Source organism: Duganella sp. 1411 (assembly GCF_017833525.1).
Classification (GTDB): Bacteria; Pseudomonadota; Gammaproteobacteria; order Burkholderiales; family Burkholderiaceae_D; genus Rugamonas.
This window is the reverse complement of the sequence record NZ_JAFICD010000007.1, coordinates 127,153-139,952: the sequence shown is the minus strand read 5'-3', so window position 1 is coordinate 139,952 and position 12,800 is coordinate 127,153. Positions and strand designations below refer to the sequence as shown.

The 12,800-nt window shown below is 65.5% G+C and carries 11 protein-coding genes; 5 read left to right on the top strand and 6 right to left on the bottom strand.

Going from position 1 to position 12,800, the window contains the following annotated elements:
* Positions 1-6 precede the first annotated feature (6 nt).
* Genes JOD97_RS27465 through JOD97_RS27445 form a run of 5 tightly spaced genes read left to right on the top strand, consistent with a single transcriptional unit; the run spans position 7 to position 7,065 of the window.
* Positions 7-1,470, top strand: a complete 1,464-nt coding sequence (locus tag JOD97_RS27465) for an aspartate aminotransferase family protein (protein WP_209725592.1) — start codon at positions 7-9, stop codon at positions 1,468-1,470.
* A 36-nt stretch (positions 1,471-1,506) separates the two neighbouring features.
* Positions 1,507-2,994, top strand: a complete 1,488-nt coding sequence (locus tag JOD97_RS27460) for an aldehyde dehydrogenase (protein ID WP_209725883.1) — start codon at positions 1,507-1,509, stop codon at positions 2,992-2,994.
* Positions 2,995-3,008: 14 nt separating this feature from the next.
* Complete coding sequence (gene glnT / locus JOD97_RS27455) at positions 3,009-4,343, top strand: type III glutamate--ammonia ligase (RefSeq protein WP_209725590.1); 1,335 nt, start codon at positions 3,009-3,011, stop codon at positions 4,341-4,343.
* Between the two features lie 12 nt (positions 4,344-4,355).
* The gene (locus tag JOD97_RS27450) at positions 4,356-5,693 is read left to right on the top strand and encodes a glutamine synthetase family protein (protein ID WP_209725588.1); all 1,338 of its coding nucleotides are present in this window, start codon (positions 4,356-4,358) and stop codon (positions 5,691-5,693) included.
* 10 nt (positions 5,694-5,703) lie between these two features.
* Positions 5,704-7,065, top strand: a complete 1,362-nt coding sequence (locus JOD97_RS27445; RefSeq protein ID WP_209725586.1) for an aspartate aminotransferase family protein — start codon at positions 5,704-5,706, stop codon at positions 7,063-7,065.
* A 181-nt stretch (positions 7,066-7,246) separates the two neighbouring features.
* Here the strand turns inward: JOD97_RS27445 and panB are convergent, their stop codons facing one another.
* The 6 genes from panB to JOD97_RS27415 all read right to left on the bottom strand — a co-directional run bounded on the left by panB (position 7,247) and on the right by JOD97_RS27415 (position 12,643).
* Positions 7,247-8,125, bottom strand: a complete 879-nt coding sequence (gene panB / locus JOD97_RS27440; protein ID WP_209725584.1) for a 3-methyl-2-oxobutanoate hydroxymethyltransferase — start codon at positions 8,123-8,125, stop codon at positions 7,247-7,249.
* Between the two features lie 68 nt (positions 8,126-8,193).
* On the bottom strand, positions 8,194-8,709 hold the full coding sequence (folK, locus tag JOD97_RS27435; RefSeq protein ID WP_209725582.1) for a 2-amino-4-hydroxy-6-hydroxymethyldihydropteridine diphosphokinase: 516 nt from the start codon (positions 8,707-8,709) through the stop codon (positions 8,194-8,196).
* A 26-nt stretch (positions 8,710-8,735) separates the two neighbouring features.
* Positions 8,736-10,151 carry a polynucleotide adenylyltransferase PcnB gene (gene pcnB / locus JOD97_RS27430; RefSeq protein WP_209725580.1) on the bottom strand — a complete coding sequence of 472 codons (1,416 nt, stop codon included), beginning with the start codon at positions 10,149-10,151 and terminating at the stop codon, positions 8,736-8,738.
* Complete coding sequence (locus JOD97_RS27425; protein WP_209725578.1) at positions 10,144-10,815, bottom strand: HAD family phosphatase; 672 nt, start codon at positions 10,813-10,815, stop codon at positions 10,144-10,146. Before JOD97_RS27425 ends, pcnB begins: the two co-directional genes overlap by 8 nt.
* A 10-nt stretch (positions 10,816-10,825) precedes the next feature.
* Positions 10,826-11,512, bottom strand: a complete 687-nt coding sequence (gene hda, locus JOD97_RS27420) for a DnaA regulatory inactivator Hda (protein WP_090325307.1) — start codon at positions 11,510-11,512, stop codon at positions 10,826-10,828.
* A 48-nt stretch (positions 11,513-11,560) separates the two neighbouring features.
* A complete protein-coding gene (locus JOD97_RS27415) occupies positions 11,561-12,643 on the bottom strand; it encodes an AI-2E family transporter (RefSeq protein ID WP_209725576.1) in 1,083 nt (360 codons plus the stop codon).
* Between the last annotated feature and the right edge of the window lie 157 nt (positions 12,644-12,800).

The following is a 12,800-nucleotide window of genomic DNA, read 5'->3' as shown; positions in this document are numbered from 1 at the left end:
ATCACCATGGCTAATAACTCATTTGCACCAGGCGTGGTGCCCAGCGCCGCGCTGGTCGCCTCGGTAAAGAGTCCCGCCGCGCCGCAGGTCTACGACACCGCCGCCATCCAAAAGCTGGATACGGCCCACTATATGCACCCGTTCACCGATCACAAGGCCTTGGGCGAAAAAGGCGCGCGCGTGATGGTGCGCGGCGAGGGCATCTATCTGTGGGATTCGCAGGGTAAGAAGATCCTCGACGGCATGTCCGGCCTGTGGTGCGTCAACGTCGGCTATGGCCGCACCAGCATTTCGGAAGCGGTCTACCGGCAGATGGAGACGCTGCCGTTCTATAACAGCTTCTTCAACACCACCAACGTGCCGGCGGTGCAGCTGGCGGCCAAGCTGGCGAAGATCTCGCCGCCGGGGTTCAATCACGTCTACTTCACCGGTTCCGGCTCGGAGGGCAACGACACCAATCTGCGCATGGTGCGCCGCTATTGGGATGTGCTGGGCTACAAGGAGCGCCACACCATCATCAGCCGCCACAACGCCTATCACGGCAGCACCGTCGCCGGCGCCTCGCTGGGCGGCATGGACGGCATGCACGCGCAGGGCGGCTTGCCGATTCCCGGCATCGTGCACATCGGCCAGCCCAACTACCTGGAGTCGGGTCGCGGCATGACCGAGGACGAATTCGGCATCGAGGCGGCGTCGTGGCTGGAGCAGAAGATCCTGGAAGTCGGCGCCGACAAGGTCGCGGCCTTCATCGGTGAGCCGGTGCAGGGCGCGGGCGGCGTGATCATCCCGCCGGCCACCTACTGGCCCGAGATCCAGCGCATCTGCGACAAGTACGGCATCCTGCTGATCGCCGATGAGGTGATCTGCGGCTTCGGCCGGCTCGGCAAGTGGTTCGCGTCCGAGCTGTTCGGCATCAAGCCGGATCTGATCACGTTCGCCAAGGGCGTAACGTCGGGCTATGTGCCGCTGGGCGGTGTGCTGGTCGGCGACCGCGTGGCCGATGTGCTGATCGGGCAGGGCGGAGAGTTCAACCACGGCTTCACCTACTCCGGCCACCCGGTCGCGTGCGCGGCGGCGTTGGAGAACATCCGCATCATCGAGGACGAAAAACTGGTTGAGCGCGTGGCCGGGGAAACCGGGCCGTACCTGAAGAAGCGCTTTGGGGAACTGTCCGACCATCCGCTGGTCGGATACGCTGACAGCTGCGGTTTCGTGGCGGGCCTCAACCTGGTGCACACCAAGGCGCCGGCGGTGCACGACAACGTGCCGTTCGACGAGTCGCTGGGCGTGGGCATGGTCTGCCGCGGATACATGTTCGACAACGGCATGATCATGCGCGCCGTCGGCGACCGCATGATCATCGCGCCGCCCTTGGTCATGACGGTGGCGCAGATCGATGAGATGGTGGCGCTGATCCGCAAATGTCTGGACCTGACCTATGCCGACATCAAGCAACGCGGCTGGGTCTAAACCCGAATTGGATGGGAGCGAAAAATGACGACAAAGATGGTGGCAACATCGTGGCATGAGCGGGCGGCAAGCCTGCAGATGGACGGCCGCGCCTTTATCGGCGGCCAGCGCGTGTGGGCGAAAAACCAGCAGCAGTTCGAAAACCTGTCGCCGATCGACGGCCGCAAGCTGTGCATGGTGGCGCGCTGCGACGGCGCCGATGTCGACGCGGCCGTGGCCAGCGCCCGCGCGGCGTTCGAGGCGCGCGTCTGGGCCGGCAAGTCGCCGGCGCAGCGCAAGCGGATCATGATCAAGTTCGCCGACCTGGTGCAACAGTACGGCCCGGAGCTGGCGCTGCTCGAAACGCTGGACATGGGCAAACCGATCAAATACAGCCAGAGCGTGGACGTCGGCGCGACTGCAAACTGCCTGCGCTGGTACGGCGAGGCGATCGACAAGATCTACGACGAGATCGCGCCGACCGCCGACAACAGCCTGGCGCTGATCACGCGCGAACCGGTCGGCGTGGTGGCCGCCATCGTGCCGTGGAACTACCCGATGATCATGGCCGCCTGGAAGATCGCTCCGGCGCTGGCGGCCGGTAACAGCGTGGTGCTCAAGCCGTCGGAGAAATCGCCGTTGACGGCGCTGCGCCTGGCCGACATCGCGCTGGAGGCGGGCATGCCGGCGGGCGTGTTCAACGTGCTGCCGGGTTACGGCCACGAGGCCGGCGCCGCGCTGGCGCTGCACATGGATGTCGACTGCATCGGCTTCACCGGCTCCACGCGTGTCGGCAAGCAGATTTTGCAGATGGCCGGACAGTCCAACCTCAAGCGCGCGTGGACGGAATTGGGCGGCAAGTCGGCCAACATCGTCTGCGCCGATTGTCCCGACTTGGATGCGGCGGTGGCGTCGGCCATCGGCTCGATCTACTTCAACCAGGGCGAAAGCTGCAACGCGCCTTCGCGCCTGTTCGTCGAAGCGTCGATCAAGGACCGGTTCATCGAGAAGGCGCTGGCGATGATGCCGGACTTCCAGCCGGGCGATCCGCTCGACGAGAACACGGTGATGGGCGCCATCGTCGACGCCACGCAGCTGAAAACCGTGATGGGTTATATCGAGGCCGGCAAGGCGGGCGGCGCCAAGCTGCTGTCGGGCGGGCGCCAGGCGCGCACCGAGACCGGCGGCTTCTTCGTCGAGCCCACGTTGTTCGACCAGGTCGACAGCGGCATGACCATCGCGCGCGAAGAGATCTTCGGACCGGTGCTGTCGGTGCTGAGCTTTACGGACCTGAACGACGCCATCAAACAGGCCAACGCCACGCCCTACGGCTTGCAGGCGGCCGTGTGGACGTCGGACATGACCAAGGCGATACAGACGGCGCGCGCGCTGCGTGCCGGCACCGTGCACGTGAACCAGTACGACGGCGACGACATCACCGTGCCGTTCGGCGGCTACAAGCAGTCAGGTAATGGCCGCGACAAGTCGCTGCACGCGTTCGATAAATACACCGAGCTGAAAACCACCTGGATTCAAATCGGCTAATCTACAGAGGATCGATGAGCACAGCGGAAAAACAGGAGGAGATGGCGGCGCAGGGCGTGAAGTACATATTCGCCCAGTTCACCGACATCCACGGCGCGGCGAAGGGTAAGCTGATACCGATTGCCCATCTGGAGGACATCGTCTATCCGGGCGCCGGCTTTTCGGGGCCGTCGATCTGGGGCACCGGACTGCCGCGCACCGGGCCGCGCTCCGAATACTATGGGCGCGCCGACCTCGCGACTTTGCAGGCGATGCCCTGGCTGCCCGGTTACGCCCGCGTGGTGCTCGACGGGCATGTCGCCGGCCAGCCGTTCGATGTTTGCCCGCGCCAGATTTTGCGCAAGCAGGTGGCGCGGCTGGCAAAGCATGGCTGGACGCTCAATGCGGGCCTGGAGCCGGAGTTCTTCCTGCTGCAAAAAGGGCAGGACGGCCACGACGCCGAACCCGCCGACACCTTGGAGAAGCCATCCTACGACACTAAAAGCCTGCTGCGCCGCCGTTCATTCCTGGATAAGCTGACCACATCGTTGGACCGGTGCGGACTTGGCGTGTTCCAGATCGACCACGAGGATGCGACCGGCCAGTTCGAAGTCAATTATAAGTACGCCGACGCCTTGAAGGCGGCCGATAACTTCATGCTGTTCAAGATGGCGGCGCATCACATCGCCGAGGAGGAGGGCATGCTGTTCTCGATGATGCCCAAGCCCTTCGCCGATCGTCCCGGCAGCGGCCTGCATTTCCACCTGTCGCTGGCGGACCGGGACGGCAATCCGGTGTTCGCGGCCGATCAGGACCGCCGCGAGCTGGGGTTGTCGCCGCTGGCCTATCACTTCATGGCTGGACTGCTGCGCCACGCGCCAGCGCTGACGGCACTCTGCGCGCCAGCCGTCAACTCCTACAAGCGGTTGATGTGCGGGCAGTCGCTGTCCGGCACCAGCTGGGCGCCGGCCTTCATCGGCTATGGCAACAACAACCGCACCACCGTCGCGCGCGTGGTCTACCGGCGCATCGAATGGCGGCTGCCGGACAGCTCGGCCAATCCGTATCTGGCGCTGGCCGGCGTGATCGCGGCGGGGCTTGACGGCATCGAGAGCGCTTTGGAGGCGGCGGAGCCGGTGGACCTCGACGTCTACGAGATGTCCGATGCGCAGCGCGCCGAACTGGGGCTGCAAGTGCTGCCGCAGAATCTCGGCGAGGCTGTCGCCGCGCTGCGGGCGGACAGCGTGCTGGCGGCGGCGCTGGGTACGGACTTCGTCAAGGAATTCGCCGCGCTGAAGAGCGCCGAATGGATCGAATACAGTCAACACGTAAGCGCGTGGGAGACCGCGCGATATCTCGAACGGTTCTAACAGGAGAGTGGCATGAGCCAGGCAATGAAGGATTTTCTACGAGAGCGCAATATCCATGAAGTGGAATGCGTGATCGCCGACATGACCGGCATCGCACGCGGAAAAATCCTGCCCAAGGACCTGTTCCTCAGCGAAGGCGAGATGCGCCTGCCCAAGAGCGTGCTGCTCAACACCGTCAACGGCGAGCAGCCGAACAACCTGCCCTACACCGGCGCCACCGATCCGGACATGATCTGCGTGCCGGATCTGGCCACGCTGCGCCAGGTGCCGTGGGCGGCGGAGAACGTCGCGCTGGTGATCCACGATTGCCAGAACTTCGACGGCACGCCGGTCGGATTGTCTCCGCGCGCGGTGCTGCGCAAGGTGCTCAAACTATACGCCGATCGCGGCTGGCAGCCGGTGGTGGCGCCCGAGATGGAGTTCTACCTGGTCGCCCGCAGCAGCAATCCGCACGAGCCGCTGACGCCTCCACTGGGCCGCAGCGGCAAGACCGAATCGGGCCGGCAGTCGTACTCGATCGACGCCGTCAACGATTTCGATCCCTTCTTTTTGGAGCTGTCGACGTTCTGCAAGCAGCACCAGCTGGGCGTGGAAACGCTGATCCACGAAGCCGGCGCCGGCCAGATGGAAATCAACTTCACCCACGGTGACGCGCTGGAGCTGGCCGACCGCGTGTTCCTGTTCAAGCGCGCCGTGCGCGAGACGGCGCTGCGGCACGGGATCTTCGGCACCTTCATGGCCAAGCCGATGGAGACAGAGCCCGGCAGCGCGATGCACATCCACCAAAGCATTCTCGATAAGGCGACCGGCACCAACATCTTCAGCGAAAAAAACGGTGAGCCCAGCGCCTTGTTCTTCAACTATATCGCGGGCCTTGAACATTACACGGCGGCGGCCACGCTGCTGTTCGCGCCGCACGTCAATTCCTACCGGCGGCTGTCGCGCTTCATGTCGGCGCCGACCAATGTGCATTGGGGTTACGACAACCGCACCTGCGGCTTCCGCATTCCCAATTCGACGCCGACCAACCGGCGCGTGGAAAACCGCGTGCCGGGCGTCGACGTCAATCCCTACCTGGCGATGGCGGCGACGCTGGCGTGCGGCTACCTCGGCATGGTCAACGGCCTGACGCCGTCGGAGCCAACCGAGGGCAGCGCCGAGCATGTGCACGACCAGCTGCCGCGCAATCTGGAGGATGCCATTTTGCGGCTGCGCGAATGCGAGCCGCTCGGCGAGATACTGGGGGAGTTGTTCGTGCAGGCGTTCTGCGAAGTCAAGGAATTGGAGTTCGCCACCTACAGCCGCGTGATCAGCTCATGGGAGCGCGAGCATCTGATGCTGCTGGTGTGAGGAGAAAGCGATGCACGGTACCCGCGATGGATTGAACTGGCCGCGCGCGCAGGCGCTGGCGGCCCGGGAACGCGCCAGCTACATCGCCCGCAATCCGGAATCGGCCAGGCTGGCGGGATTGGCGGCCCAGCACCTGCTGTTCGGCGTGCCGATGCACTGGATGAACGACTGGTCGACGCCGTTCGCGTTGACGGTGAGCGAGGCTTCCGGGGCGCGCTTCCGCGATGTCGATGGTCATGAATATGTTGATTTCTGTTTGGGCGACACCGGCGCCATGTTCGGTCATGCGCCGTCCGCCGTCGCCCAGGCCATCGCGCGGCAGTCCATGCGCGGCTACACGGCCATGCTGCCGTCGGAGGACGCCGCGCCGGTGGCCGCCCAGCTGGCGCGGCGTTTTGGTTTGCCGTATTGGCAGTTCGCGTTATCGGCTTCGGACGCCAATCGCTTCGTGCTGCGCTGGCTGCGGGCGGCGACGGGGCGCGACAAGGTGCTGGTTTTTAATGGCTGTTATCACGGTACCGTGGACGATGTGTTCGTCGATCTGATCGACGGCGTGCCGACGCAGAGGGACAGTCTTCTGGGGCAGGTTCACACGCTGACGGATCACACGGTGGTGGTGGAGTTCAACGACTTGCCGGCGCTGGAGGCGGCTTTGGCGCGGGGCGATATCGCCTGCGTGCTGGCCGAGCCGGTGATGACCAACATCGGCATGGTGCTGCCGGAGCCGGGGTACTGGGAGGCGGCGCAGCGGATCATCAGGCATCATGGCGCGCTGCTGGTGATCGACGAGACGCATACCATCAGCAGCGGTCCGGGAGGGTACGCGCGGGAGCACGGCATGCTGCCGGATGCGCTGGTGGTCGGCAAACCGATCGGCGGCGGGATTCCTTGCGCGGTGTATGGGTTCACGGAGGAGTTGGCGCGCAAGGTGGAGCATGCCAAGCGTGGCGCGCCGTCCGGGCATTCGGGTGTTGGCACCACGCTGAGCGCGAACATGTTCGCGATGGCGGCGATGCGGGCGAATCTGGAGCAGGTGATGACGGAGGCGGCGTATCAGCGGATGTTCGGGCTGGCGGCGCGGCTGGCCGAGGGCTTGCGCGATGTGATTGCGCGGCATGGCTTGCCTTGGTGCGTGACGCGGGTTGGGGCGCGGACGGAATTTCAGTTCGCGCCGTCGTCACCGCGCAATGGTGGCGAGGCGCAGGCGATCCTTGATGGGGAGCTGGAACAGATCATTCATCTGTATCTGCTCAATCGAGGGCTGTTGATTACGCCGTTCCACAATATGTTGCTGGTGTGCCCCGCGACGGCTGAAAGCGACGTGGCGCGCTTGCTGACGGCGTTCGATGAATGCCTGGGGGAGATGCATTGATCGTGAACGCTATGCCAATTTTTGACCGCTGAAACACGGGATGCACGGGATGCACGTAGGGCGGATTAGCGCGCAGCGCGTAATCCGCCAAGCTCCGTCGGCGGCTCATAGATGGCGGATTACGGCGTCCCGCCTAATCCGCCCTACGTGGAACAACGTGACGCGCGCGTCGGCGCAGGGCTTAGAAGCAGTGTTCCAGCGCCGGGAAGCTGCCGCCCTTGACCGCCGCCACATATGCGCTGATGGCGGCGTCGATGCTGGTTTGGCCTTCCATGAAGTTCTTCACGAAGCGCGCTTTGCGGCCCGGGAAAACACCCAGCAAATCATGCATCACCAGCACCTGGCCGGAGCAGTCCGGACCCGCGCCGATGCCGATCGTCGGTATCGCCAGCAGGTCGGTCACCTCTTTGCCCAGCGCCGACGGTATCGCTTCGAGCACCAGCACCGAGGCGCCCGCCGCCTGCAGCTTGAGCGCGTCCGCCTTCAGCAAATCGGCGCTGTCGGTGGTTTTGCCCTGCACCTTGTAGCCGCCCAGCTGGTGCACCGATTGCGGCGTCAGCCCCAAGTGCGCGCAGACGGGAATCGCGCGCTCGGTTAAAAAGCGCACGGTGTCGGCCAGCCAGGCGCCGCCTTCCAGCTTGACCATGTGCGCGCCGGCCTGCATCAGCTGCACCGAGTTGGCGTACGCCGTCTCCGGCGTGCCGTAGGCGCCGAACGGCAGATCGGCGACGATCAGCGCCGACTTGCTGCCGCGCGCGACCGAGGCCGTGTGGTACGCCACCTCGGCGACGGTGACCGGCAACGTCGATTGGTGGCCGTTGCAGACCATGCCGAGCGAGTCGCCGATCAGCAGCATCTCCACGCCGCAGCGGTCCATCAGCGAGGCGAAGCTGGCGTCGTAACACGTCAGCATGGCGATTTTCTCACCGGCCGAGCGCAGGTTGGCCAGCGTGTGGACGGTGACTGCCTTGGTGGCGGCCGCTTTGGCCGGTGCAGGTGCGGTGGTGGCGGCGGGCTTTTGGCTCGCGGCCAGTTCGTTTCCTTGCAAATAACCAGACATAGGGATTCCTTTAGAGGTGAGATCAGACCGCGATAGTGTAGTCCTGAATGCTATCGCGTGCAGGGGAGTCAGGTGACCGGGGCGATGCCCTGGCCGGCGACGCCGGCCGCATAGTCGCGCGCCGGGCCGCGTCCCGGAATGTGGATCGCCGGCGCCAGTTCCAGCAGCGGCACCAGCACGAAGGCGCGTTCGGTCATGCGCGGGTGCGGCACCGTCAACGTCGGGCTGGCGATGACGGCGTCGCCGTACAGCAGCAGGTCGAGGTCCAGGGTGCGCGGGGCGTTGCGGTAGGGGCGTTCGCGCCCGTGCGCCTGTTCGATGTTGTGCAGCGCGCGCAGCAGCGCTTCGGCGTCCAGCGTTGTGGCGACGCGGGCGACGGCGTTGATGTAGTCGTCGCCGCTGGAGTCGATCGGCGCGGTGCGGTACAGGCTTGACGCGGCCATCAGGGTGCAGCCGGGCAGGCGTTGCAGGCGCTCGAGGGCGTCGGCGACGTTGGCGCGCGCGTCGCCGAGGTTGGCGCCGATGCCGATGTAGGCGAGGGTGAAGGCGAAGCCGCCTTCATCCTTCTTGCCGATGATGCTCACGTCGATGCTCCTGGCGCGCGTGTGGCTTACTCGCCGGTGCCGCCGGCGCTGCTGGCGCCCGGTGCGCCGCCTTCGGCCGCCGAAGCGGGGCCTTTGCTGCGGCCGCCGCGGCGCGGTGCGCGCTTGCGTTTGGCGCCGGCGGCGCCTTGGCCGGAGGACGACTGGCCGGCCGTCGCGATCAAGTCCTCGCGGGTGGCTTCGTCGCCCTCGTAGAAGGCGGTCCACCATTCGCCAAGTTCGGCGTCGATCTCGCCGGAGGCGCAGCGCAGCAGCAGGAAGTCGTAGCCGGCGCGGAAGCGCAGGTGTTCCAGCAGCTTGTACGGCGACTTGCCGGTGCGGCGCTCGAAGCGCGGCTGCATCGACCAGATGTCGCGCATGTCGGTGCCGATCTTGCGCTGCAAGGCCAGCTTCTCGGTCTGCGAATCGAGCACGTCGTCGGCCGCCAGGTGCAGCGCCGGGATGGTCTGCTCGCCGGCGGCGCGGTAGGCGGTCCACTTCTCCAGCACCTGGTGCCACAGCAGCGACGCGAACAGGAAGCCGGGCGACACCGTCTTGCCGGCGGCGATGCGGGCGTCGGTCGAGTCGAGCGCCAACGTGACAAACTTAAAGCCGAGCGGCTGCTCCAGCACCACGTCGAGCAGCGGCAGCAGGCCGTGGTGCAGGCCCTCCTTGCGCAGCTGCTGCAGGCAGGCCAGCGCCTGGCCGCTCATGAGCAGCTTGAGCATCTCGTCGAACACGCGCGCCGGCGGCACGTTGTCGATCAGCGACGCCATCACCGGGATCGGCGCGGCGGTGACCGACTCGATGGTGAATTTGAGCTTGGCGGCGAAGCGCACCACGCGCAGCATGCGCACCGGGTCTTCGCGGTAGCGCGCTTCCGGCTGGCCGATGATGCGCAGCGTCTTGGCGCGGATGTCCTCGATGCCGCCGTGGTAGTCCCACACCTGCTGGTTGGCCGGGTTGTAGTACATGGCGTTGATGGTGAAGTCGCGCCGCACCGCGTCCTCCGCCTGCGAGCCGAAGGTGTTGTCGCGCAGGACGCGGCCATGGTCGTCCTTGGGCGCGTTGTCGAGCGCCGTGCCGCGGAAGGTGGTCACCTCCAGCAGGTCCTGGCCGAACATCACGTGCACGATCTGGAAGCGCTTGCCGATGATGAAGGCGCGCCGGAACAGCTTGCGCACCTGCTCCGGCGTGGCGTTGGTGGCGATGTCGAAGTCTTTCGGTTTCACGCCCAGCAGCAGGTCGCGCACGGCGCCGCCGACGACGAACGCCTCGAAGCCGGCCTCCTGCAAGGTGCTGGTGACGCGCACCGCGTTCGACGACAGCAGCTTGGGATCGATGCCGTGGGCGTCCGGGCCGAGTATCACCGGCGTGTTGGTGTCGCGGGCCTTGGCGCTCTTGTCTTTGGTGCCGAGGATTTTTCGGATCAGTTTCTTAATCATTGAATAGGTCAATTAATGCCCAGCCTTGAGCGGTGGCGTGCGTTTTCAGGGTGGCGTTCGGGTTGGTCGCGATCGGGTGCGAGACGATCGACATCAGCGGCAGGTCGTTGTGCGAATCGCTGTAGAAGTAGACGGTGTCGAAGTCCTCCAGCGTTTTGCCCATCTTTTCCAGCCAGGCCTTGGTGTGGACGATCTTGCCGGCGCCCTGGGTCGGGGTGCCGAGCAGGCGGCCGGTGACGTTGCCGTCGGCGTCGAGCTCCGGCATGGCCGCGATCAGGTGCTCCACGCCCAGCGCCTTGGCGATCGGCGCGGTCACGAAGTGGTTGGTGGCCGTGACGATGGCCACCAGGTCGCCGGCGTCCTGGTGCTTTTTGAGCAGCGCCAGCGCGGCCGGGCGGATCGCCGGCGCGATCACCTCGGCCATGAACTGCGCCTGCATCCGCGCCAGTTCGGCGCGCGGGAAGCCGGACAGGGTGCCCAGCGCGAACTCCAGGTACTCGACCGGGTCGAGCGTGCCGGCCTGGTACTGGGCGAAGAAATCGTCGTTGCGGCGCGCGAAGGTGGCCGCGTCCACGGCGCCGATGCGCACCAAAAACTGACCCCACTCGTGGTCGGAGTCGATCGGCAGCAGCGTGTGGTCCAGGTCAAATAATGCAAGCTTCATGCGGGATTCGTCATTCTTTCGCTTCCGCCTGCAACCACTCGCGCAACAGCGGCAGGGTGATCGGGCGTTGGGTTTCAAGGGAATACTGGTCCAGCGAGTCGAGCATCGTCGATAACGATCGCATGTCGCGCTGGAAGTGGGACAGCAGGTAGGGTATCACGCCGGGCGACAGCGTCAAGCCGCGGGCGGTGGCGGCGGCGCCCAGCGCGGCCACCTTCTCGTCGTCGGTCAGGCCGTGGATCTGGTAGATCAGGCCCCAGCCCATGCGGGTGCGCAGGTCCTCGCGCACCGGCAGCACGGCCGGGGCGACGGCGCCGCTGCAGACCATGAAGGCATTGTTGGCGCGGATCTCGTTAAACAGCGCGAAGGCGTCGATCTGCGCCACCGGCGACAGTTTTTCGCAGTCGTCGAGCAGGTACAGGTCCACCTCCGGCGAATACTGGAATTCGGATTCGATCGAGAACGGCGAGATGTAGCGCGCGCGCCGCTGCTCGTCCTCGCCGCCGGCGCTGGCCAGCGCCTTGAGCAGGTGGGTCTTGCCGACGCCGCCCAGGCCCCACAGGTAGGCGAAGTGCTCGCGCGAGCTGCGGTCGGCGAATTGCGCCATCAGCGCCGCCGCCTCGGCGTTCTGTCCCACCTCGAACGATGCGAGGCTGTGCGCCTGGTCCGCGCCTAAATCGAGCACCAGTTGTTTCATGGCGTTCGCCTTGGTTTGATCGTTTGCATGACGTTTTTCTTGATTACATCACGCATTATAGAAGGTGCTGCCCAGGTAGTGGCGGCGCAGATGTCGAAATGCCACCATCAGGATGGCCGAGGCGGGCAGCGCCAGCAGCACGCCGACAAAGCCGAACAGCTGGCCAAAGGCCATCAGCGCGAAGATCACCGTCAGCGGATTGAGGCCGATGCGCTCGCCCACCAGGCGCGGCGTGAGCACGAAGCCCTCGAGCAGCTGGCCGAAGCCGTAGATGACGGCCACGGCGATCAGGCCGCTGAAATCGGCAAACTGCAGCACCGCCGAGATCATCGCCAGCACCAGGCCGATGGTGAAGCCCAGGTAGGGGATGAACACCAGCAGGCCGGTGATGATGCCCACGGGCAACGCTACGTCGAAGCCGGCGATGGCCAGCGCCGCCGAATAGTAGGCCGCCAGCACCAGCATCACCAGCAGCTGGCCGCGCAGGTACTGGGCCAGCAGGCCGTCGACCTCGCGCGCCATCGTCAGCGTCGGCGCGATCCAGCGGCGCGGCACGGCGCCGGCCACCCGGCCCAGCATGGCCGGCCAGTCCAGCAGCAGGTAGAACAGCACCACCGGTATCAGGAAGACCGTGGCCAGCCAGCCGAGCACGGCCGTGCCGCCGATGCGGGCCGAATTGAGCACCGCGCCCCAGATCTCGTCGCCGCTGGTGGCCATCTGCTGGGAGACGAGCTTGCGGATGCCGGCGCTGTCGAGCCGCACCTTGACGCCCATGTCCTGCAACTTGGGGGCGAGCGTGTCGTTGGCGCGCGCCAGGAAGGTGGGGATTTGCTCGCGCAGCAGCGGGATTTCCTTTTGCAGCACCGGCACCACGATCAGCACCAGCGCCAGCAGGGCGGCGCAAAACAGCGTCACCACGATCAGCACCGACAGCGCGCGCGGCAGGCGCAGGTGGCGCAGGCGCAGGCGGTCGAGGCGGTCGGCGGCCGGGTTGAGCGCGTAGGCCAGGATGGCGGCGGCCACGAACGGCGTCAGCACCGGCCCCAACATGAAGAGGAGGAAGAAGAATGCCGCCCACACCGCTACCCAGAATGCCGTTTGCTTTTGCTCTACCGAGAGGGGAAATGGCATGGAAAGTGATTTAGATGGTTAAAAACGGCAGGTGGACGAGGCATTTTGATAAAATAGCGGATTGACCGGGTTCGCGCAGGCTTATTTGCGTGGATTTGTGCAGAAAAGCGCTGAAAACGTGCGATTTTGTTACGAAACGGTCTCCGCCTTCTATTTT

Coding starts and splice junctions, on each gene's coding strand:
- hda (WP_090325307.1), bottom strand. CDS start 11,512: ATGAAACAACTGGTGCTCGATTTAGGCGCGGACCAGGCGCACAGCCTC.
- JOD97_RS27460 (WP_209725883.1), top strand. CDS start 1,507: ATGGTGGCAACATCGTGGCATGAGCGGGCGGCAAGCCTGCAGATGGAC.
- JOD97_RS27450 (WP_209725588.1), top strand. CDS start 4,356: ATGAGCCAGGCAATGAAGGATTTTCTACGAGAGCGCAATATCCATGAA.
- pcnB (WP_209725580.1), bottom strand. CDS start 10,151: ATGATTAAGAAACTGATCCGAAAAATCCTCGGCACCAAAGACAAGAGC.
- glnT (WP_209725590.1), top strand. CDS start 3,009: ATGAGCACAGCGGAAAAACAGGAGGAGATGGCGGCGCAGGGCGTGAAG.
- panB (WP_209725584.1), bottom strand. CDS start 8,125: ATGTCTGGTTATTTGCAAGGAAACGAACTGGCCGCGAGCCAAAAGCCC.
- JOD97_RS27465 (WP_209725592.1), top strand. CDS start 7: ATGGCTAATAACTCATTTGCACCAGGCGTGGTGCCCAGCGCCGCGCTG.
- JOD97_RS27425 (WP_209725578.1), bottom strand. CDS start 10,815: ATGAAGCTTGCATTATTTGACCTGGACCACACGCTGCTGCCGATCGAC.
- JOD97_RS27415 (WP_209725576.1), bottom strand. CDS start 12,643: ATGCCATTTCCCCTCTCGGTAGAGCAAAAGCAAACGGCATTCTGGGTA.
- JOD97_RS27445 (WP_209725586.1), top strand. CDS start 5,704: ATGCACGGTACCCGCGATGGATTGAACTGGCCGCGCGCGCAGGCGCTG.